Genomic DNA, 21,929 nt, shown 5'->3' with positions numbered 1-21,929 from the left:
GGCTCCTATGACCAGCGCTCCCACGGCCGTCCCCTCTGAGGCGGCCTACCGAAAGCAAATGCGGCGGGTTCTTTTCTCCAGCTACCTCGGCAGTGTCGTGGAGTTCTACGACTTCCTCTTGTATGGCATCGCCGCCAGCCTGGTTTTCGGACAGATCTTCTTCGCCAACATGACTCCCGTGGTTGCCACCATCGCATCCTTCGGCACCTTGGCCATCGGCTACCTGTCCCGTCCCCTCGGCGGCATCATCTTCGGCCACTTTGGTGACAAGATGGGCCGGAAATCGATGCTGATCATCACAATGTCGCTGATGGGCGTGGCGAGCACCCTGATCGGGCTGCTGCCCACCTACGACCAGATCGGCGTCGTTGCTCCCCTGCTGCTGATCTTCCTACGGCTCGTGCAGGGTCTGGCTGTCGGCGGCGAATGGGGCGGGGCCGCACTGATGTCACTGGAACATTCCAAGACAGAACGCCGCGGTTTCGCCGCCAGTGTCACGCACATGGGCGGCCCATCCGGTGCCCTGCTCGCCACGCTGATCATGACGGGCTTCTCCACCCTGCCCAAGGAGGACTTCCTGACCTGGGGCTGGCGTGTGCCCTTCCTGTTCAGTGCAGTGTTGCTCCTCGTCGGAATGTTCGTGCGCTTGAAGGTCACTGAAAGCCCCCTCTTTGCCGCCGCACAACAGGCAAAGAAACTGGAACCGCAGAAAACCAAATCCCCGTTGCTGCTGGTCCTCCGCCGCTACCCCAAGAACGTGGTACTCGCAGCATTGGGCGGCTCGGCAGCCTTTGTTTTCCAGGGACTGCTGGCAACCTTCGCCATTACGCTGGCCGTCCAGACCGGGGTAGCGCAGACCACCGTGCTGTTGATGCACGCGGTCGCAACGTTCCTGCACATCTTCACCATCCCGCTCTTCGCCATCCTGTCTGACCGCGTCGGCCGCCGGCCCGTCATGGTCACAGGTGCCATCGCCGGCGCAGTACTCGCCTTCCCGATCTTCCAAATGCTCGCATCCGGCAACGTCGCCCTGGTCCTGATCGCGTTCCTGATCGGCAACCCCCTCATCCAAGCGTCGATGTATGGGCCCATGGCCGCGTTCATCAGCGAGATGTTCGGAACCGGAGCACGCTACACGGGCGCGTCGCTGGGATACCAGCTTGCCGCCACCCTAGGAGCAGGCCTGGCACCGTTGAGCGCTGCAAGCCTGATGGCAATGGGCGGCGGAAACCCCGTCTTCATCTCAGTTATGGTCGCCGTCGTCTGCATCATCAGTGCAGCAGCCATCTACCTGACCAAAGAGTCCTACCGGGCAAACCTCGCTTCATCTGCGGCTGATGAATCACAGCCGGCAGCAGCAGCGGTAGGAAACTGATGGCCCGGATCCAGCATGAAGCTGTGCGCAGTGACCTGAACCCGCGGGTCGTGACCCTGGGAACCGCCGGAGGGCCCATGTGGTGGACAGGTGAAGACGCAGGACGCCGCTCCGGGATAGCCACCGCCGTGCTGGTCGGGGACCGCGCCTACCTGGTTGACTGCGGGCACGGCGTGGGACGCCAACTGATGCTCGCAGGGATCAGCATCGCAACCATCAAGGGCATTTTCCTGACCCACCTGCATTCGGATCACACGATCGATCTGGGCTCGCTGGCGCTATTTGGTTTGTACGACCTGTCCAAGGGCGACCGAATCAAGGTCGTGGGACCCGGAGACAGGGGCTTACTGCCGCCGGTGTCTAAACGGGCACACCAAGCACCCCAACCGATTTTCCCGGCCAGGCCAACGCCAGGCACGGCGTCCCTCTTTGAATCCATCCTGCAGGGCTACGCCACGGACCTGAACGACAGGATCTTCGACACCCTCCGGCCCTCCCCCTACGAGTTCTTCGACGTCGAAGATATCAGGGTTCCCGACGGAATCGGATACCACCCCAATGCCAACCCCACACCGGACATGGAACCCTTCGAGATCTATGCTGACGAGGTCGTGACCGTATCGGCCACGCTCGTACGCCACGCACCCATAGCGCCGGCATTTGCCTTCCGGTTCGATACAGCCGAAGGGTCCGTGACCATCTCCGGTGACACCGGACCTTGCCGCAACCTGGTACGTCTGGCCACCGGCACTGACCTGCTAATGCACGAAGCGATCGACGCGGACTGGATCTACCGCGACCGGCCCGGCGTCCCTGCGGACTCCGTTCAGGCCGCAATCGACCACCACAACAACGCACACACCTCAGTTGCAGACTGCGTCCGAATTGCCACCGACGCCGGCGCCAGGGCATTGGCCCTTCACCATCTAGTTCCAGGAACCAGTCCCAAGGAAACCTGGCTGCGCGGAGCCAAAGACTTCGACGGAACATATCTCGTACCAGACGACCTTGACGAAATATCCTTCGCCCGAAGTTCTCTAGTACCCCGATAGCAGCAGGACCAATTCAGGACGCGCCCGCGGCCCCCACAGGAACCACCGGCGGGTCATGACCACGGGCGACGTCGTGATAGACGACCAGGACGGCATCGTCGTCATCCCAGGCCGACCTCAGCTCCTGAGTGGCAGCAACCCGGCCGGGCCGCTGCCACTCCATCATGCCAAGAAGGGAAATCATGACTTTGAACCACGCTACGCCGCGCGAGCACGTCGAATGGAGCCCTCTGATCAATGTTCTTGTGGAAATCCGCCACTACGGCAAGGCCATCAGAACAGGGTTTGTGGAAGACGCAATGCCGGATTCCTCCGCCCTCTGGCTCGCGGCAGACGCCGCACATTCTCGTCAGATGTTTGAATCAGCCCAAGGTCATCAAGTTTGGGTTGCACCGCAGGAGCTCAGCGGCGACCTCAACTACCGCATGACGACGGCGCAGATTTTCGGCAACTCTCTAAGAAGAGGACTCTGACACGGCTCGGTGAAGTCGATAGCGTGCTGGGACTGAGGCAGCTCCCGTCGTAATAGGGCACACCCCAACCTGACGTCAGGAAGGTGCTCAGGGGTAGTCAGACTGAGGTTCGATTCACCTTTACTAACAATGGCGGGGACAAGTCAAGATCGGAACCTGACACTTCTGAATTGGCTCAAGCCTCAGCGCCACTTTAACGTTCATCAGCTCACTCGTTGGTACAGACCGGTCCGGGGCGTATCCGAGCCGACCAACGGCAAACTGCAGCGCGAATCCACCGGGTAACCGGGGCTGGCCGCGCCAGCTACCGCCGTCGACCCAAGCACTCAGGGTGTGTCGGAAGTCGAGTACTCTCCCTACGCTTTGAACTACTAGAGCCAGCTTCGCTGTTTGTCATTCTGAGCTCCATAGTCACTGGGCCCGCTCCCCTGCGCAAATCAGTGCCCTACGCTCCGCTGGCAACCCGGAATTTGACCTCGGCGCTGCTCGGTCGCCCGGGCACCGCCTATAAAGCAGACATAAGTGTGGACACTGTCCACACCCCCTTTGGCAGGACAAACAGAGCACCCCAGCTCCCGTGCCGTCAGGGAGGAAGCTTTCCAAGAAGGCTCCGCCACCAAAATCAGCAAAGTCATGTTGTGCCCGCAGCCCCGGACCATGAATAAGTGTTGGCTACCCACGGCCAACCCGACAGAACCGGAACGAGGAACCGCATAACCCCACCACAGCAGGCGGAAGGCCCACCAGCCAGGGACTTGAACCCGCCACCCCACACACCTGCATAGGCCACCGCGGCAAGCAGGCCACAGCCCGCGAACCTAGCGTCAGAGGGACGCCACCACTAGCTTTGTACACACGTTAAAGCAAAAACCCCTCTGACGAGGGGATATGCTGTGCCCGAGGTGGGACTCGAACTACATTCCAGCCCTTGCAAACACTGGGAACTCAATAGAACATCAGCGAACCGGCGAGGTCGGAGCCATCAACGACGCAGTCCGAACCCAAAGATGTTGACAGTGTCAACGCCTTCTTTCTCAATCAAGTCCTGCCCAAATGGTGGCATCGGGCCGAGAGCGTCGGAGGAGCGCTCCACTTACGATCCAGGCCCTACGCATGAGCTCGCTGCCAAAAGCTTCGAGAACTGACGGAGGCATGAATCGACACCGCCCCCTTCGCCATAAACGCACCTACCCGACGAAAATACCTCCATGGGAGTAACCGAGCGGCTAGGACGCCTGCGCGGGGAACGGCGGAAGGCGGTCGTCCCCAGTCTTAATGCGCACGATATCTTTGAGCCTGCGTCGCCACGCGTCGGCTGACTTCGGTGCAGGGTCGCTAAGCCTCGCCCGGTGTTCAATTCCGAGGTGCAGCGACGGCGGTACGAAGTCGGGCCCCTTGCCCTGCCATGGCTGCTGGGCCTCGTGCTCGGCTGGGAACAGGAAAGGTACTAGCAGGTCAAGCTCGTCAAACGACTCATAACCCATCCCAATCAAGGCGGATCGGAATCTTAGATAGGCCGCCAGGTCCTTCTCCGATCTCATCGCTCTCATCACTATGACCAACTGGTGCAGTGGAATGACGCCGAGTTCTGGCGTAAGCCCACCGACCAACGGAAGGCAGTCATGATGCCAGACCGCGCCCCCGTAATCGTGGAGTGGCACTGCTAAGCCATAGATGGATCCTCGCGGCGATTCCCAGGGCTGGCCGTCTACGGTGATCATCGCTCCAGCCGCCAAGGCCTCCATCCGCACCTTAACCTGGTCCGTCGCTTTGCCGACATCGGTTTGAAAGCTGTTGATGACGCTCGTGGCCTTTGGCGAGGCCACCATTGATTTACACTCGCCGATGTACGTTGAAGCCACCCCTCGTAGGACAAAGTCAGTCTCGCCTGGATTCTTGCTATCGGGAATGGGGCAGGCTGCCTCCCCGTCGCCCACCACCATGTCGCTAGGGACGGTTAGTTGCAGTGAGCGCCGTACTGTGGCCTCGAACAGGTCAGACCGATCCTTGTCATCCTTCAACAAACGGCGAGCAAGACTGAACAGGGCGAGTTCCAGACGACAACTCGCTTCCCGGTCCGATATGGGCATAACCCCACTAGTAAATCGAACGAACGGGTATTCCTCGTTGCGGAGGTCGGGCATCAGAGCGTCCGAAGGACTTCCTCTAAGAAGACCTGGTGATAAAGAAAGTGCGTCCAGAAGTGCAAGAGCATCCCCCGAAAGCTCAGGTACTCCAACGGCAGGCCCGTCCGAGACATCGGCGTCGCGGCTTAGTCCTTTTGCTTCCACCCACTTGAAAATCTCGCTCACCGCATTGGGGGTGACGATACTCAACTCTGCATACTTGTCGCTTTGGTCCGCGACTTCGTGGGCCACGGACATGCAGATGAGCTCCGACGCCCACCCTAAGTGAACTGCGACGTGCATGTAACGTCGGGCGGATTCAAACCACGGATTCGTATCAACGCCTCGACTGGCCTTGAACTGGGCTTGCCGGAACCTGTTGGCCAGAATATCCGCTGCGATCCACTCGGCAGACGCCGCAACGAAGCCCCCGAGGGCACTGGAGGCGCAATCGGTCCCGCCTGCGGCCGCCGCGATCATCCACTGCAATTTATTGAAGCCGGCCTTTCTGACGACATACAGGCCTTCAGCCGACTCTCCTAATACTGACCAGAGCAGGCCGTTATCAAGAATCACTTCAGGACTCAGCGCCTTGAGCCAGTAATCCATCCTGCGGCGGGATTTCTTCTTCGAATCATCCAGGACAGCAGCAGCCGTATCTCGGCTATCGACCGCCTGCCCATCGCCAAATGCACGCAACGTTTCCTCAGCAACACCGGAAGGCAAAAAGACATAGTCTTCAGCTTCACTGGCGCGGCTAGAAGCCAAGCTAACTAGGCTAGCGGCCGATTGCACACCCGTCATCCGTAGGGTTTCCCTTCCTTGGGGGTTTTGTAGGGCAAGCTTATGCCGTCTCCCCGAGTTCGCGAGACAGGGGCCAGCAGCTCGGCCTTTACTGCTCAGGCTCGCTCGAATCGAAGCAAGCTCATCCTCCATTCCAATGATTGGGTCCACCTTGGATGCGTTGCATCCCCGCACAAGCCGGAAAATATTGCCTACCGAGTGCCTGGCGGCCACACACAGCGGAATAACGTGTTCCTTTTGGACCGTTCGCTTTGGTGGGCTCGCCGCAGTAAGCCGATTCATATCCGTACTGCTCTTGCAAGCGCACCGACGCGTTCATTGAACGCATATGTCTCTCGGCGCCACCCTTCCTCGCCCTGTACTTTGCGCCACAAAAACTACCCATCCCCGGTTTCAGCAACGTGTGCAAAACGAGAACACTCTCGATCGAGGTCGCGATGCCTCGCCACAGCTCTCAGGCGCGTCAATGATGGTCGAAAAGTGAGCCATTCCGCCACCGTCACAATGGCTCACTTTTCGACCGTCACCGACAAAGGCGCAGCGCCCTCGGCTAGCCGCTCGGGTCCAGCGCTACGAGTGAGCGTTAGGTTCCAGCGCCCTTCCGCAGGAAGTACGGGGGTTTTCGATACGATAGCTGCCCATCGAAGAAGGGGCGTTTTCAGATTCGTTGATAGGTAGCGTGCCCATTGCTTTCCTTAGAACAGCAGATTGCCTTGCGGCCGCGTTCCCGAGGAAGGGTGTGCCGCACATCGGGCATGCCAGCGGCTGCCCCTTCGAAATCTTGTCGGGGCGGGAGCCGGACCGCGTCAACGCAGGCATTGCCCGAATCCGTCGCTACATCTGTAAGACGGTCGCGATGTACTGCGCAAAGGACGTCCAGAGGTCAACGTCCGCTTCTGGTGCGTCGATGGGACGTGCTGCCGACCACCCATATGACAGCAACTACCGGTGAGGCACCGACATCCAGAGTGGCAGCCTGGGCTTCTTGTCTGTTCAGTGGTGCCGTGCCAAGTCGGCACATCCTCGGAACGAGTGCATCGCTCTGCCGGCTGAGCCGATTGAGAGTAGCGGACCTGCCCCGTCTGTCAAGCGGACGCTCCCCCTCCCGGTCCTGCCACCTTGACACAGAAACGTGGGTAGGTACTGCGCGACACGGCTCCTCAGATTGGGGGGTGCGCGGCGAGATGACCATTCGCTTCGAGAGAAGGGACGATAGCCACCGTTGCGCCGAAGAGCATCAGACGCCTCCTTGCTCCAGCAAATCACGTCGCTCGTTTCAGGATCACAATGGAAGACATGCACTTTGTGAGGTTTGCCAAGCCGTAGTTTGAAGCTCGATACCATCGGGAAGCCGAGGGCAGGTTGTGGCCCGCTTCGAGTAGGTACCAAAGATTATGTTTTCAGGCTCCGGATTACGCTCCTGACAACACTGAATGCGTTCGCGGAGGTAGCCTTTGCAAATCCGTTAGGAACACGTCGCCCGGAACCCTTGTAACTGCTCTGAATTATGCGCGCATCGGGGGAATCCCCGCCCCGAAGACAAGTTTCAATAATGGGTTTGCCGGCCTTCAGCGGTGTTCCTTTCCAACACGCCTCATGTCCCGGGTGGGCCGCTACGCGCTCCCACGTGCGCGTACCCACCGGAACTTGTCCCAATGCGGTCATAAACTCTCTCGCATCATGAAAGCGGTCTAAGGGGTCGGGGGACATCGCTTTTGCTAAGCACCGCACTAGTTGATTGGAAACATGAGGCGCCACGAGGGCAACTCGGGGACTGCCTTCTATTAGTCGGACCATAAAGTCATGGTCGTCCTCCGACGGTAGCATCCGCTGTGCAGGAGTGCCGGACAGCGCCCAATATGCGCTTGCTCCTATCGAATAGACATCGCTCCTTACGGTGGTCAAGGGTGATGCGGTGAGAGTTCCAAGGAGTACTTCCGGTGCGACCGTCTCATATGTGAAGCCGTTGGTCGTTGTGCTCGAAGCCCCAGGTGCTAGAAGCGTTGCGCTGCCGAAATCTCCCAATTGACACGCACCGTCACTGGTGAGGAATTGGTTGGCTGGCTTGACGTCGTTGTGAATGAGCCCTCGGTCATGCGCGCGTGCGGCAGCGAGGCAAGTTTGGCGAGTCCAGCGAATTACATCTCTTGGACTGAGGCCTATTGGTCCGGAGGCAACAATGCGGTCATTGACCGTACCGTGTTCTGCAACTCCCGTAACCAGATACCTGGCGCCTGAATCGGCGAACGCATGCCGTATCGGCATTATGTGGTCGTCCTGCAACTGCCGAAGAAACTGAGCTTCCGCCCAAGGACCTGCATTGTTGGTTCCCAGACGCTTTAGTGCCACACGGCCAGTCTCTACAGTGTCTTCACACCAATAAACGTTTCCGGCCTGCCCGGAACCCAGAATGCCTTTGACCTGATATCTCCCCGCGAATAGCTCGCCTTCAAATTCCGTTACCGTTAGAGGAGTAGCCGATTGATCCACACATGAACAGTACAGGAGACTTTATGAAGGTTATGGGTGTAGTCGTCGATACGACGAAGACGACAATTCGTCTAGTCGTAGCCGAGGGGAAGGAGGAAGGCGATGTAATCTCTGACCTTTTCGAGCTGACGTTCGGTGCGGACGATACCCCAACGACCCTCTCGGATCTGTACAAGGCGGTCGCATCAAGACTCAAGAGTCATGACGTATCCAGGGTGTTGGTTCGTCGAGCTGATCCGCCAGCAAAAGCCGCCGGGCTGAAGCAGGGTGCTGTCACCCGGTTGCTGGTGGAAGGGGCGGTCGTAGCGGCAGCCCGATCCGAAGTCCGAGACACGCTGCTGGTCACAGGTCGAGAAACCGCAGCGCGTTTGGGCTTCTCCAAAGACGAGCTGGCTGGCCGGGCACGTACGGAATGCCGAGTACTTGGCAGGCAAATGTACTGGGCGGACGCCATAGGCGCTGCACTGGCAGCCCGAGCGGACCACGAATAAGCAGAGTCCACCAACAGTTGGCGATCAGCCTGTGCCCGCCGATGGAAGGAGCAGGGGCCTGACCGCCATTTGTCGTCAGTTCGCCAAGGTAGGGCGCTTTCTACTCGAATCCGCCTGCTGATGGCCGCAGCAAGTAGTGGGAACATCTTAACCAGGAGTAGAGCCGGATGGCACTAGAGCCTGCAGCTACCAGGGGCATAGAGGGGTTTTGCGGAATCGGGACTCGAGCTCCCGTTTTCAGGAGACTGTTACGTACCATTCCAGAGGACAGGATCTCGTCCACGCCCCGAATCCGCTGTTTCCGGTCTTTCCGGCCGCTCGTTCGCTTCCCACCAGACGTCGCCGGCGCCTTCACTGTGCTTCTGGCCGCGCCGGTTCGGATGTCTCGCGGACCAGGGCCTCCAGAAGCTCGATTACCAACTTAGACCGTTCAACAATTTTTGCCTTCGCAACGGCAACCTGACTCTGATCAGAGTCCTCAACCTGTTTATCGTTTTGCACCAGCCATAGGTATTCGAATTGATCTGCGCCGGCCGCTTGAGCGTGAAGTACCCATTCCTTGTCCTTCTCAGCCGACATCATCGCCGCGCAGTTAACGAGCGAGCGCAAAAGGTCCGCCATTAGTCGGTCAAGGCCGAGAGCGGCCCGGAGAAAAGTGTTGACCTCTATGTCTATTGCGCTCGGCCCGGCCTCTTCCTCGAAGGTTTTATAGAAGCCCCAGGGCTGAAGCCCCTTCGGGTCCAGCCGAGCGATTGCCCGCCCGACACTGTCGGATAGGGCGGTTGGATTCTCACGAAGTGCAGCTCCGTGTCGATGTTCCCAGAGCCGGAGGATATGGTCAGCAACCTCATCCTCGGCTTCTGACCGCTTCCGGCCCCGAAGGGACTCGAGTGTGGCCATTCGTTCTGCGAGGTAGTGCGCCATCCACCGTGACAGGAAATCGTGCTCGTCTAGAGTGGCGGCGAGTTGCTTACCTAGCGATAGGATCGCCGCGGTAGTCGCGCCATCCCTCGTTGGGCGTGAAGAGGAAGAATTTGACGTAGTCATCGAGATACCCCAAAGAGTCATCGGAGCCTGAGTAGCGCCGGGTGGATTCGTCGTTCCTATCAAAACGGACTGCAAGGATCACCGCACTGTCTGTTGCGGCTGCAAGATCTTCGAGGAGTGTTGGCGTGACTCGAAGTCGGGCACCGTCTGGCCCCCGCCTCTCACGGCTGCGGTCTTTTTGAGACCACGCCGCAGAGACGGCAACTGCTTCCGGCTTTCCAATCTGGAGCCAGTCCAGTCCGTTGGTCGTCGAGCTCAGATTGAGGAGCTTTTGCACCCAGTTGGAAGGTCGCGGTGTTGGATACCGCACATCGAGGGCGAATGGGTCTCGTCTATCACTGCCACTTTCCGAGTCAGGATCGTCAAGCCACCCTCGAAGCCGAAATGTTCCGGAGTCGAATGTAAAATCGTCATCACCAGCGAGCGGGATACGGAAATTGTTGAACGACGGTGAAGTTTGCAGGGCACGGACGAGCGCCGGTCCCGTCTGACGGCTAACGAGGGCGCTTGTCACAAAAATATTGTCTGAGGTTCTATAGTCAGTTTGGTGAGCGGACTGTCTCACCGTGATCCACCCATCCGGCCCGAGAAATGCCCGGACGAAGTCGCTGGTGGTAACTTCCCACAGCCACCCGTCGTGACCACTGCGCGATGCGTGGCCTAGGTCTTGGGGCACGGCACGTCGCGCGTCGGACAGCCACAGACGGTCCTCGCGGATTAGGTCGAAGGTTGAGAACCAGCGGTCGAATTCTGTGTGGTTATCGTCTGGCTCCTGGTAAGGCGTTTTACTCCTAAGCAATCGACCAGCGACGGTGAGCATCGCATGGTATGAGAGATAGAAGTCAAGATTCTCCGCCTCAGGGAAGTCGTATTTGTAGAAGTATGTTTCCCCCTCCAGATAGGCTTCTGCGGCTCGTCGGGGGTCGATCGTCAATAACGGCGAGTCGCGCCACTCCCACTCTTCAAGGATCACGTCGCTAGCGGCTTTGACCACATCCGAGTGTTCAACTTGGAAAGAATCGCTCAAAGGACCGAGCCAGTACTCATCTATATCGAAGTGGAAGTCGAACTCCGAGGTCCCGCGACTTGTGGTGAAAGGTTTAGGCGCACCAGCACGTTCATAGCGGGACATTACTTCAATTGGCTTCGGAGTGAAGGTAGCTTGGTCGACTAATTCGTGATCGCCAGTCCGAATGCCGATTTGGGCGCAGCAGCGCTGCATGCGCAAGTTGTCCGGGTATTCTGCCTGCAGCCTCTTGATTGTTGGCAGTACCGAAACGACGTTCCCGGGATGTGTGACGGAGGCACGCTCGGCTGCAACCAGCAGCGCTTCCACGGCGTGCATCCGATAAAAGGGGAACCGCTGGTCGGCGTAGCCTCTGGGCGCGTCGCTATGGGAGAACGCGCAAAGGGCATCGATCAAAGTTTGATCGCCGTACTCGAAGAGGAATCGGACAGCATGTGTAGCCCTCCATCGAATGCTAGCCCGGGGATCTGCCAGCGCGGACCAGAGAAAGGCTGCGGTAGCGGCGTGGATATCCGAGGAAGTAGGGATTTCAAGACCCTCCGTTGACCACGGTTCAATCTCCAGGGCCTGTTCCAGGTCAGTGAGCGCCGTCTTGAGTGAGGAGACTGCCTCCTGTGGCGTTAGGAGAGAGGCAACTGCACTTGCAAGGCGGTAGCAGGACTCCGCAGACGAGACCACGATCGTCGCGTCCGTTGCCTCGAGAGCAAGCATGGCGACGTCACTCGGGTTTATGCCTAGAAGCGTAGCGAACTCTTCCAGATCGATTCCATATCGATACCCCGACATGATTGATGTGCCATTCTCAGCGAGGAAGTCTTTGGCGAGTGCACGGAGGGCTCCACGAAATGCATGGCTGTTCGACGACATCTTTAAGGCATGTTGAAGGAAGGACGCTCTTTGCCATGCCGTGAACTCTTCACATTCGCTAAAGGCATGGGTTACTGCCGCCCAATGGCTGACGGGCCGCTCCGTCATAGCGTCGATGAGAGGAAGAATCTCGCTCCGGTGGGTGGCATCCGCGATCGCTTCTGCAGCCTGCAACATACCTTCATTTGTAGAGAGGTTGACCTCGTGCAGACGTTCTCGCAGCCTTGCGAGTTTGCTTGCCTGTGATGCCAGGTAGGCGCCATTGTCATTAGAGAAACTGGACACCCTGTTGTCGCTGTAATCCTCGGAAGTCTCCTTGGAGTCCAGTTCGAAGCGGGCGGCAACGCTTTCGCCAGTGTCCTCCGCGTAGAGCTCCGAGCCACGTGCCCGCGCTAAATCGCGAGCAGCTTCGAATCGGCGGTCTGTGAGTTCGCCGCGGTCCTGAAGCAGGGTCAGTCGCGGACCAATGGATATACGTTCGCTAAAGGAAGCCAAAGCTATGGACACATGAGGCACGGGCTCAAACAAACCTGATTGTTCCTCGGAAAGTGTGTGGAGAAGCCACTCCAATTTCCCAAACCGCCGATCGCGCCACTGGCTAAGCAACCCCAGCGTTCTAGGGCCGACGATGTGTCGGATCGTCCGGATCAGTTCCCCCTCGTCGAAGCCGTCGTCCAGGTAGGGCTCCATCCTTTCCGCTAGGTGCGCGAGGTGTGCAGCCAACGCGAAGGCCTCGCGCTCGTCATCATTGGCGGCTGTGCGTCCAATTTTGGTAATCGCCCCCCAGCGTTGCCATCCGTCGTCACCGACACGAGATACGACCGTAACCGCACGTTCGAAGTAAAGCCGCGCTTCAAGTGGGTCATAGGCGAAAATTGATCGAGCTATGCGAACCATGTCATCTGCCATTTGGTCTGCAGACTGATGTTCTCGTTCGGACGCACTGGCCGCCGCGTTGGCGCACGCATAAGCAGCATCAACGAAGCGGTCGTCCCCATGTAAGCAAGCAATCATTTCGGCCGCAACGTATAGCCCAGAATGATCGTTGGCGTTTCGCAGGATCTCGCGGAATTGATCTGTAACAGCTTTTTCGCAGGTGTTGTGCGCTAATTGGGCGGCGATGGGCCCGGCTATCCGACGAAGGAGAACAGGGTCCCGGTAGCCTGAGCGCTTGCTCGGATAGGTGCCCAACAGCGTACCAATCGCACGAGCAGCGACCCTGCCTAGGGTCCAGTTCCCCCATTCGTTAAGCCATGGAAGAAGCTGCTGGAGTTGTGCTTGCTGTTCCTCGGATTCATGCCGTCCTCGGCGTGGTTCGGCCGCGTCCTCTGTTGGTTGCAGGTCTGCAAGTGTGAGCGGTTGCTTCCGAAAGCAGGCGCGGAGAGCGTATGCATGCAGCAGACCGGAACGCTTGCGCCCGTAAATGTCGCCGAGATCGTTTGGCGGTTCACTCGGAAGGTATTCGCTAAGCAGCGAGATCGCTTCCTCCGGTGCCGCTACCGCGTAGCGCACTGCCCATGCCGAAATCCAAGAGACACCGCGGAAAATCATGTCCGTGGCGTTCTGAAGTTCGTACTCTCTGAAATCGATATCGATGTGCTTTTCCCGCAGCGTCTGCCAAGCGCGCTGCGAGTGCTCTTGTGTCATTGGAACGCCAAGACGCTGAGATTCGGCCGCGACAGCTACGCTGAGGGCTGCCGATTGGGATGCTAGCCCGAGCTTCGTCACCCTATCCTGCTCGCCTCGAGCCAAGAGAGTTGCGGTTAGAAGCCCCGCTGGCTCTAAGATCCAGCGAGGTGGACGCCAGCCCTCCAAGAATCGCGCCGCTGATTGTTCTCCATGAAGGTACAGGGCCGCCAGCGCGATGTTTGCAACGTTTTTGGGCTCGACATTCGAATCACTCGATTCCGCTTGCGCTTGGACCCACGCGTTCAACGCGGCCACGGCGGCCCGTAGTCGGTTCCTACCCTCACCTTGTCGATCGGTCTTCATTGCCAACATAACCGACTCAGCTCCAAGCACAGCTCCCGGCCAGTCACCGGGAAACATGCGGGCTGCCCGTATTTCATCTATCGTTGCGCTGTCGAGAATGTCCCCTGTGAGGTCAGGTTCATTGCATAGGAGCCTGTAGCGACGCTCACTGCTCGCTGCCGCTTCCCCGGCACGCATCGCAAGTCCTACGATGTCCGCGGGATGACGAAGCTTGATAGCGGCACGGAGCGCGAAGGCGGTTCGTAATTGTGAGATTTGACGACGCTCGACTTCGCTGGCGTTCGGAAGCGCGAGATCGGCTTTGGCGAGTTGCGCCAGTTGGGCGTAGCGACCTGCTTCCCAAAGCACCTGAGGCAGTGAACCAGCAGCGTATGAGCTCGTGGACGATAGCTCTGTAAGGGTGGCCACAACTCGCTCAGCATTTTCCGCGTTGAGCTCGTATCGCGTTCGAAAGAACGTCTCGGTTGGCTCGTCTAGAAATTGCACAGAGTCTTCGTCGATGAGGAGCCCACGACCGAGGTCAGATACAAAACTCCGGATCAGCCCGCTGTCGCGTTCAGTCAGCGACGCAAGCACCTCGATCGGAATCCGGGGGCGGAGGGTGGCCAGCAGCTGTCCGGCGAATTCTAGCGTGTCCCGGTCATTCCCGGCCGTATCCAGAACCGCATCGAGCTGTTGATTCAGTAATTGCTCGACGGCATTACCGTCTTCCTCTGCTATCCCTGCAAGCGCCTCAAGGCACTGTCGAAGGCTAGTGCACCGTTCAAGCGACAACGCCTGGATTCGAGGATTAGCCGAAGTCCGTCGATGGAATTCTTCTACCTCCCGCGACGTCGCTTCTGGATATCGCGAATGGAGCATATCCGCAGTTTCGTGCAGTGAGAATTCTGACAGCTCAAGTTGAACGATTCCCGGGGGTGGGTCGAGGTCGCTTACACGGTAGGGCCGGCACGTGAGCACTATGCTCACATTTTCGACCGGCTCTAGGCGCAGCAAGTCACGCACAAACGACTGTTCCCCAGGCCGGGAATGGGCTGCAGCCGCGGCGTTATCAGCCGCGTCGACAAGGATAACAATTCGAGCACCGGGGCTGCCTTCGGCATTCCGCAACGCAGCCTCGGCTAGCCGCTTACGGAACGCCTTGAGGTACTCAGTCGGAGCGGTGGCTGGACGCGGGATTAGTGGAGGGCAAAGCGCACGGGCCGCGAGTTCCGAGGCGATCTGGACTAGCCCGTCGCGGTGCCTGTGTCTCGAATGGTTGGACGCACGATAGGAACCGTTTCCGAAGCAATCGTAGACGATCACCGTAGCGCGGTCTGCGAGCAAATCCGGAAGTTGCCTGGCAAAGGTACTCTTACCCGCCCCGCCCACCGCTGTCATAATTACCGGACGCTCGGCCGCGAGTATTGCCTCGGCGAGCTCTTTGTAGCGCTCCCGTCCGACTAGCGACGATTCCGTGGACAAGAGGGAAGGGGCTGGGACAAGCTCTTCAACCGCTACCCCGAACGAGGCTGCCACGGTTTCAAGCCGAATAGGAGTTGCCGTTTCACCGCTCGCACGTTTACTGACCTGTTCTATGAGAACGGACGGAATCGTGGCGTCAGTCTCTCCAGTGAGCATCCCCGTGAGGTCATCAAGTTGGGACCTGAGCGCCCGAAGCCCTAACTCGCTGGATGCAAACTCGATTCGGTCAAGCAAGCCGATTGCTGAATCGCGATTCAACTGTAGCCAACGCAGCAACTTCCCTGGATAGGAATTCTCAGCGAAATGCCGGCCTTCCATGATCTTCGTAAATGCATTCGTAACAGTAGGGCTGATCGGACGATTCGTTACCACGACGTAGCGGGCTTTCGCTCGCGCAGGAACGCTGAAAGCCTCGGAAGCCCGAGAATCTATCTGCGCAAACTTGCGAAGCGTTGGTCCCAAGTCGCTCAGGCCCAGGTTTCGGGCCGCCCGCGTTGTCGAATACTTCAACTGCCGGACGACGACCTCGTCGAATTCGTCGGGTCCCGGACCGTAATACTCCGCCACGTCGATAATCTCATCGCCAGCAACCGATCCGCCTCCGGCTCCTTCGATCCAGAGAGCTTGGAGCCGCGACCTCGCGTCCAGCAGCCTGAGAGACTGAGCAGCCGCCCAGACGTGATGAAATCGTTCACCAGCGCGGCTGTACTCGACCAGTGCGGAGTAGTTCGCGGAAGCTTCAAGCTCGACAGGCTCATTGTTCTTGTCCTGCATAGGAATCTTAGTCATTGCCCCACTTGTCACTCGTCAGGCCCCGCACCCGACTAAGCGATAATTTACCCTCTTTGGTACGGGCATGTTACGTCGACCGCAACGATTCTTGCTCTTGCCAGCCTTCGAGATCTAGTCAGTGGCCCCTTGTCAGCGGATACCGCCACTCGGCTGCAAGGTCACAACGCTGCGTCACGAAATGACAAACCCCATGCCTTCTTCGTCTTCGACCTGGAAACTCCAGAAAACATACGGAATCCAGGCCGGTGCGGTCGATATACAGCCCAGTCCGCCGCCGAGTCTGTTGAAGTTGTCAACACGCCTTTCCTGGAAAATTCTGAACAAACAGAGCGCCTGCCGCTCCCCATTCCGAGGGGCGCGGCAGTCACTTTATGTTAGGAGTAAGCGGCCTTACGGAGTCCTTAGCAGGGCTCCGTTCGGCGGTGCGCCGGTATGCCTCGGGGATGAAGTCCTCGATGTCGCTGGGCCCATGCGCCGCACACCGCAGCCGTGTTGAGTAGCTGCTAAGCAGTTGGTCCTCCAAGTCGGCCGTCGCCTCTGCCGGCCAGATCGACACCCGTCCAATCCGGCCGCACCCGGCCAGCGGCCGCACCGGTGGTTTCTCCTCGCAGGAGAGCAACAGGTCAGGCCGGACAGTATCCGGCCGCGACCGGAGCACCGGGTTGATTACGCCGTCGATGTCGAGCAGGGTGATCGGCTTCATGGGGGCAACCCTTTCACGACCGCCGGTCATCGCCTACTGCCAGCCGGGTTCCTGCCGCCACGAGCCAGACACTGGGCGTTCGCATGGATTCCCTCGTTGTCGTCCTCGAAAGTTCCGCCGCAGTCACTGCACTGAAACCTGAAGCCGTTGGCGCTGCCGATGTAGCGTGGGTTCTCGCTGATCTCTCGCAGTCGTGCCGCCCTGGCATCTTTGGCCGCCTGGCGTGCGGCGATTTCGGTCGCGTCCCTGACCGCAGACATCCAGAGGGCCCAGGGCCGCGGGGCCAATGAACTCCGGGTGGCCTTCCTCAATGCGCTCCGGCCGATGCACCGTCTGAGGGCTGAAGGTTTGCTCCTTTGGCGGCCCGGGGCGCCCGCCCGGTTCCGGCGGCTTGGAACCTCCACCTCCGCCTGGCTACGTTCTGCAATTGTCGACCACTTCCATTTTGGTATGGACGACACCCACCGCCCCTGGACCAGTTCGTTGCACGTCGGGCATGCAAAGCCCAAAGGCTTACCGGGTCGATTCACTGTAACCAGCTTGCCTCGGACCAGGGAGGCGCCAGCGGCTTGAAGCCACGCCTCGACCGGGACAAGGACACGGTCCAGGCTTTCGGGGCCCGGCCGGTATGGGCGAAGATCAATCCTCGCCGGCGGCTCCAGCAGCCGCCAGATGAGGAAAGGGTGGCCGGAGCCAGAACACTTGACGATGCTCGCCCACACATTCATTCCCGCCTTAACTGCGGGTACAGCCCCGACATCGGGGACCACAGCTTGAACCGCAAACAGCGAGTCCCTTTCCGCCTTACGTTGCACCTCCTCCTGACCCGCAAGCTGTCTCGCTTTGGCTTCCTGAGCAGCCTTCACCCTGGCGGCCTCCACTGCTTCGGCGCGCTCAGCCTCCAGTCGCTGTATAGTGTCCCACTGGTGCCGTGGCGTCCCGTAAGGCCATTTGAACCTCGGGTGTAGGACCGCGTCCACCGCCGCCCCGGACCGGGCCACCTTTCCGATGAGCGGCTGGTGTTCGAGCAGCTCCATCAGTTCAGCAGGATCCCCAGACAGGCCGCTGGTCTTACCGAAGCCCGTTACGATCATCGGCAGCTGCACCCGGAACCAATCGAAGTCTTTGGGGACAACCCACACCGGGCCGATGATCGTCCACGTAGCGCTGGGACCGGCGCACAAACTCTTCCTCGGTCTGCTGCGAGAGCTGGACTTCGAACGTCAGCCGCCGGCCGTCCGTGTTGGTGGCCAAGACATCGGCAGTCCAGGCCCGCTCGGGATGAGCGGCCTCCACCTCCGCGGTCCAACCCGGGACCGCGTTGATCCTGTCCTTCAGCGCCTGCTTCATGGCCAGGTGCTGGGGCGACTCCGACTTGTGCACGACGGGGCACTCAAGGCTCGGGTAATGGGCGAAGTACTGGCGGCCCATGTGGGAGGTTACCCGTTTGGCCCGCAGCCCGCATTCAATCAGCACCAGCTCCGCATAGCGCGGATGTTTCACCAGATCACGCCACGGCCGATGAGCCATCTCAGTCGCATCGACTCGCTCACCATTGACGTACGCCACCAGCTGCAACGAAGATCCCCCCAACACCACGCCCACTCTCGCCTGGCGGTCAATCTACCTGCCGTTCGCCGACGGCGCCATCAAGAACTGTTGAAAAGTCGAGCCCGCTGGACAAAGCAGGGCAGGGCCGGTTGGGGCAAACCCTTTGCAGGATCCTCAGGCGCCCTTGCGCTTTCCGGTATGAATAATTTATGGCCATACGAAATGGTCCAGGCAGACCTCTTACATGTTCTGTCGTCCCTTTCGGATGTCCTTTACGACGGTGGGATTTGAACCCATGTGACCGTGTCCGAAACGGATGGTGAGGTGTTGGAGTTCAGCCAGTCGGGGGAGAAGTCGTAATTCAGGCCGTCCCGGTGACGACGGTCGTGACAAGACTTCCGGGAACTGCCCGGCTCTGAAGGCGACGATGCCTGGCGCCTGAGCGGCATGTTGCCGGCGTCAGTCGTCACACCGTGTCCGCCGGGCCTCTTGCTCGCACCTTCGTCACTGCGGCCGGGCCGGAGAGGCGTTCAGCGAAAAGTCTGGGCCGGCGTTCAGTAAACGTCGAGTCGTCCCCATTCATGCACCTGCTCCACGAGGTATCCGGCCATCTCCTCTTCCGCGAGACGCGGGTGCTCCTCCATCATCGCGTCCACGACCGCTACTGAGTCATCGGCCAGGTACTGGTAGCAGATCACCAAACGGAGTGCCGCCTGCAGCTGGCCGGCCGCCACGCAGATACCTATAGCGCCCGGCAGCTTCTGGCAAAGGTCCGGGTCCACCACCATGATCGACCAGAGGCTCTGACCGACGCCGCCGCGCCTCCACTCAGAGCCGCCGTCGTCCATCGTCTCCACGGCGTTCACGAGCGTCGCCAGCTCGCCAGCCGACCATTGCAGGGTGGCGCGCACCTCGTTCTTGATGAGCGGGGTAATCCAGTTGCGCTCGCTCCAGAAGATGTCGGGGTGATGGGTGACATGGGCGAGCACCGTAATTCCCACGAGAAGGCTCTCTCCGCTCATCGACGGGAGCAGACGTCGCAGGAGGATCAGCGGCCGAGGGTCGCGCCGCCCGAGCGTCCAGCAGTTGAAGACCCCGCGGCGGCGCAGCTTGTCGTCGTCCTCGACAAGCAGCAGGTACGCCGACTCGGCCGTCGCCGCGAGGTAGGCCTCCACCTCATCGAGGAACCGGTCCAGGTGGTCGTCGTCCACAACCTCGGTGACGACCACCTCCGCCAACTCATCGGACTGTGGAGAAGCATCATAGCCGTCGATCTGGACCCTGCTGCGGGCCAGCTGCGACAGGTTGATCCATCTGATGGCCCCGGTCTCGGGATCGTGCACCATGCCGATGATGGGGACGGTGGACGAACGCCAGTAGATCCAGTCCTTCGGCGTTGCGGGGATGAACCATCGGCCCTTCCGGAAGAAGGTCTTTCCGCCTTTGACCTGCACACCAATGATGCCGCCGGTGATCTCGGATCCCCGGGTCACGTCGACATTAAGATCGCGGCCGTAGTCGCTGCGGCCGTCGACCTCGTCGACGACCAGGTCATGGCGCTCCAGAAGTGCGCGCACCGCATTGATGCCGCTCCTCTCGGATCGGTGCCCCACTCGCAGTCGCTTCCGCGCAGGATTCGTCATTTCCACTGGGTCAGGATATGCCGCGGCAGATGCTTCGCTGGCAGCCGAAAGCGTGTCACGCAGCCCTGTGCGACAATCTTGCCCTTCTGCATCGTGCCCGTACCTCCAGGCCTCATGGCTCGGAGTAGGTCACCCGTTCGACACCTTTCAAGATGGCGTGAGCCGGCTCGTGCCTGATCCAGCCGAGTCCGTCCCAGAACTTCCTCGATTCGACGCCATCGTTCAAAGCAGTCAGGCGCGGCAGCGGGTTCTGGTTCCTGATGGCTTGAACGGCCGCGCGGCCAACGCCCTTGCGGCGCATAGGGACCGCGACTTCAAACGCGAGGATGTCGAGCTGCCCGTGCGGGAGGTCGCCGAGGACAAGGTCCACACGCGCGCCTGTCATGACGTACTTGCAGCGCGCAACTTCTCGATCGCCAAGCACGAACGACACCCAATGGTCTTCGATTGGCGGTTCGCTCTCGTACTTGTCCCGCCACCACAGCATCTGGAAGTCGGAAGAGCTCTCGTAGGTGGGGGTCCAGTACCGGCGCTTGCGCACGGGCGTCCTGCTGACCATCTGGAGACTCGCGATACCACTCATTGAGCGACTGTACTCGATCCCGTGCCAGCACCTCGGACTGGCTGCCGCCTCTTCCTCGCGACCCTACGATCATGCGGCCGACGGCTGGGCCTCTTCCTTGTCGTGGAGCTCTATGCTGGTCACGACTGGGTCGCCGCCGCTAACGTCCAGCTCGACAACGGCTCGAACCCTAATCAAGGCATCGGCCTCGAAGTAGTGACGGTTGAGCTCAGGACCGACGTGAAACGGCTCGTCCTCGCTGCCGAGCCAGTCTCCCTTGTAGATGGCCCCACCGAGATAGAGGTCAACGTCTGCCGCAGCGGTGACTTTGGAGCCGTCCTCCTCCAGGTCGAAATCGGTCACGAGCTCGAGCTCGGAGAGCTCAGGGCTCTCGAAGCCGGGCACGGTGAACTTGACGAAGTCGGGGTAGTCGTAGTCTCCCCCGTGCACCAGCTGAATGCCGACTTCTTCGCCGGCCAGAGCGTAGACCGCCTCGGTCGCGACGTTCACCCGTGAAACTTCATCATGGGTCTTGATTACGGCCAGAACATGATTGAGGGCCTTGGCGTTCGCGATGCGCCCGTGGTCGATGCCGCGCGCATCGAGGTCCCTAAGGAGGTCCGGGTGGATCTTGACCGTCTCGCCTCTCTCGACGAAGCCGTTGTCAGCGGTGACGAACAAGACGGTGTCGCCGGAGTCCGCGCCGTCGAGAACCGCGAGCACCGTTTCCCAGATCACCACGTCCCTGAAACCGAAACTCTTCTTCTTCCGCTCCTGTTCGGTTTCGAGGAATGGACGTCGGCGAGCCAGATCGCGTTCCACAAGCTTCTTGACGTCGATGTCGGGCGTGGGTTCCATCGAGACGCCGTCTCGGCCGAAGAGTTCGGCGAATGCCCCGTCGAATTCGCTGTCGATCCTCCCGAAGGTCGCCTTCAAACGGGCCTTGGACTCACTGACGTCCAGGCCGGCCTTCTGCATCTCGTCCAAGGCCTCGACGGCCGTTTTCCACGCCTTCTCGGCTGCTTCACGGCGCTGGCGGAGGATCTCGTCGCGCACTACCTCCGGAACAACGAGTCGAATACGGCCTTCTGAGGCGAGGTCCACGAGTGCTCGGCCATGCTGGCCCGTCAGCCATGCGTCCGAGTGGAGGGCATTAGTATCAAGCACGACGATAAGCATGAGGTCATCTTGCCCGGACATGTACAGTTCATGCGAGTTCCGGTCGCAGACGTTCATACGACGGACTGGAGGACTCCCCGCCCAACGATGCCCGAAAGCTATGGGTCGTCGTGCCGGAACGTTCCGGTCAGATCGTCGAAGGAGCACAGCTAGGCAGGTCCGCGTCCGGTCGCCCGCCGTTTGACTGCCGGACGTGGGTGCCGGCGGGATTATTGAAAGGACTTTCACCACCTCTGAGGTGTGCCGGGCTGCGGAACGCACTCGCTGCATAAGCACACTCCCAGATACCCT

General features: G+C 59.9%; 14 protein-coding genes. 4 read left to right on the top strand and 10 right to left on the bottom strand.

Annotation, left to right across the window (positions count from 1 at the left end; translation table 11 throughout):
* Positions 1 to 7: 7 nt before the first annotated feature.
* Both CXQ88_RS11700 and CXQ88_RS11695 read left to right on the top strand, forming a co-directional pair.
* Positions 8 to 1,375, top strand: coding sequence for an MFS transporter (locus tag CXQ88_RS11700; RefSeq protein ID WP_104044336.1), 1,368 nt, complete (start codon positions 8 to 10; stop codon positions 1,373 to 1,375).
* Positions 1,375 to 2,427 carry an MBL fold metallo-hydrolase gene (locus CXQ88_RS11695; RefSeq protein ID WP_104044335.1) on the top strand — a complete coding sequence of 351 codons (1,053 nt, stop codon included), beginning with the start codon at positions 1,375 to 1,377 and terminating at the stop codon, positions 2,425 to 2,427. Before CXQ88_RS11700 ends, CXQ88_RS11695 begins: the two co-directional genes overlap by 1 nt.
* A gap of 13 nt (positions 2,428 to 2,440) precedes the next feature.
* On the opposite strand, the gene CXQ88_RS21785 is transcribed toward CXQ88_RS11695, so the two are convergent.
* Positions 2,441 to 2,611, bottom strand: a complete 171-nt coding sequence (locus CXQ88_RS21785; protein ID WP_181037485.1) for a hypothetical protein — start codon at positions 2,609 to 2,611, stop codon at positions 2,441 to 2,443.
* On the opposite strand from CXQ88_RS21785, the gene CXQ88_RS11690 reads away from it, so the two are divergent.
* Positions 2,610 to 2,900, top strand: coding sequence for a hypothetical protein (locus CXQ88_RS11690; RefSeq protein ID WP_104044334.1), 291 nt, complete (start codon positions 2,610 to 2,612; stop codon positions 2,898 to 2,900). The genes CXQ88_RS21785 and CXQ88_RS11690 overlap by 2 nt on opposite strands.
* A 1,226-nt stretch (positions 2,901 to 4,126) precedes the next feature.
* On the opposite strand, the gene CXQ88_RS11685 is transcribed toward CXQ88_RS11690, so the two are convergent.
* Together CXQ88_RS11685 and CXQ88_RS22670 are read right to left on the bottom strand one after the other, a co-directional pair.
* Positions 4,127 to 5,794, bottom strand: coding sequence for a hypothetical protein (locus tag CXQ88_RS11685; RefSeq protein ID WP_146069195.1), 1,668 nt, complete (start codon positions 5,792 to 5,794; stop codon positions 4,127 to 4,129).
* Positions 5,795 to 7,222: 1,428 nt separating this feature from the next.
* Entirely contained in the window at positions 7,223 to 8,320 is a 1,098-nt protein-coding gene (locus CXQ88_RS22670; protein WP_181037484.1) for a serine/threonine protein kinase, read from the bottom strand.
* A gap of 23 nt (positions 8,321 to 8,343) precedes the next feature.
* Here CXQ88_RS22670 and CXQ88_RS11675 point away from each other — a divergent pair, with 23 nt between their 5' ends.
* The gene (locus tag CXQ88_RS11675) at positions 8,344 to 8,811 is read left to right on the top strand and encodes a hypothetical protein (protein ID WP_104044331.1); all 468 of its coding nucleotides are present in this window, start codon (positions 8,344 to 8,346) and stop codon (positions 8,809 to 8,811) included.
* Positions 8,812 to 9,162: 351 nt separating this feature from the next.
* Here CXQ88_RS11675 and CXQ88_RS11670 read toward each other — a convergent pair whose 3' ends face one another.
* The 7 genes from CXQ88_RS11670 to CXQ88_RS21780 form a co-directional block, all read right to left on the bottom strand.
* On the bottom strand, positions 9,163 to 9,735 hold the full coding sequence (locus CXQ88_RS11670) for a hypothetical protein (RefSeq protein WP_219816317.1): 573 nt from the start codon (positions 9,733 to 9,735) through the stop codon (positions 9,163 to 9,165).
* Between the two features lie 46 nt (positions 9,736 to 9,781).
* Positions 9,782 to 15,997: a hypothetical protein gene (locus tag CXQ88_RS11665; RefSeq protein ID WP_146069194.1), complete on the bottom strand. Its 6,216-nt coding sequence runs from the start codon at positions 15,995 to 15,997 to the stop codon at positions 9,782 to 9,784.
* Between the two features lie 367 nt (positions 15,998 to 16,364).
* Positions 16,365 to 16,703, bottom strand: coding sequence for a hypothetical protein (locus tag CXQ88_RS11660; protein ID WP_146069193.1), 339 nt, complete (start codon positions 16,701 to 16,703; stop codon positions 16,365 to 16,367).
* Positions 16,704 to 17,774: 1,071 nt separating this feature from the next.
* Positions 17,775 to 18,206 (bottom strand): competence protein CoiA family protein, encoded by a 432-nt coding sequence (locus tag CXQ88_RS11650; protein WP_146069192.1) that lies wholly within the window; start codon positions 18,204 to 18,206, stop codon positions 17,775 to 17,777.
* 602 nt (positions 18,207 to 18,808) lie between these two features.
* Complete coding sequence (locus CXQ88_RS11645) at positions 18,809 to 19,897, bottom strand: DUF4365 domain-containing protein (RefSeq protein WP_104044325.1); 1,089 nt, start codon at positions 19,895 to 19,897, stop codon at positions 18,809 to 18,811.
* Between the two features lie 112 nt (positions 19,898 to 20,009).
* Positions 20,010 to 20,480: a hypothetical protein gene (locus tag CXQ88_RS11640; protein ID WP_104044324.1), complete on the bottom strand. Its 471-nt coding sequence runs from the start codon at positions 20,478 to 20,480 to the stop codon at positions 20,010 to 20,012.
* A 69-nt stretch (positions 20,481 to 20,549) separates the two neighbouring features.
* A complete protein-coding gene (locus CXQ88_RS21780; protein ID WP_181037481.1) occupies positions 20,550 to 21,638 on the bottom strand; it encodes a PIN domain-containing protein in 1,089 nt (362 codons plus the stop codon).
* Positions 21,639 to 21,929: the final 291 nt, after the last annotated feature.

Origin of the sequence: Arthrobacter sp. ZGTC412 (assembly GCF_002929215.1) — a bacterium.
Taxonomy (GTDB): Bacteria; Actinomycetota; Actinomycetes; order Actinomycetales; family Micrococcaceae; genus Arthrobacter.
Note: the sequence above shows the minus strand (reverse complement) of the source record. Positions and strands in the feature narration are given on the sequence as shown.

Coding starts and splice junctions, on each gene's coding strand:
- CXQ88_RS11675 (WP_104044331.1), top strand. CDS start 8,344: ATGAAGGTTATGGGTGTAGTCGTCGATACGACGAAGACGACAATTCGT.
- CXQ88_RS11660 (WP_146069193.1), bottom strand. CDS start 16,703: ATGAAGCCGATCACCCTGCTCGACATCGACGGCGTAATCAACCCGGTG.
- CXQ88_RS11695 (WP_104044335.1), top strand. CDS start 1,375: ATGGCCCGGATCCAGCATGAAGCTGTGCGCAGTGACCTGAACCCGCGG.
- CXQ88_RS11670 (WP_219816317.1), bottom strand. CDS start 9,735: ATGGCGCACTACCTCGCAGAACGAATGGCCACACTCGAGTCCCTTCGG.
- CXQ88_RS21785 (WP_181037485.1), bottom strand. CDS start 2,611: ATGATTTCCCTTCTTGGCATGATGGAGTGGCAGCGGCCCGGCCGGGTT.
- CXQ88_RS11640 (WP_104044324.1), bottom strand. CDS start 20,480: ATGAGTGGTATCGCGAGTCTCCAGATGGTCAGCAGGACGCCCGTGCGC.
- CXQ88_RS21780 (WP_181037481.1), bottom strand. CDS start 21,638: ATGCTTATCGTCGTGCTTGATACTAATGCCCTCCACTCGGACGCATGG.
- CXQ88_RS11665 (WP_146069194.1), bottom strand. CDS start 15,997: ATGACTAAGATTCCTATGCAGGACAAGAACAATGAGCCTGTCGAGCTT.
- CXQ88_RS11645 (WP_104044325.1), bottom strand. CDS start 19,897: ATGACGAATCCTGCGCGGAAGCGACTGCGAGTGGGGCACCGATCCGAG.
- CXQ88_RS11690 (WP_104044334.1), top strand. CDS start 2,610: ATGACTTTGAACCACGCTACGCCGCGCGAGCACGTCGAATGGAGCCCT.
- CXQ88_RS11700 (WP_104044336.1), top strand. CDS start 8: ATGACCAGCGCTCCCACGGCCGTCCCCTCTGAGGCGGCCTACCGAAAG.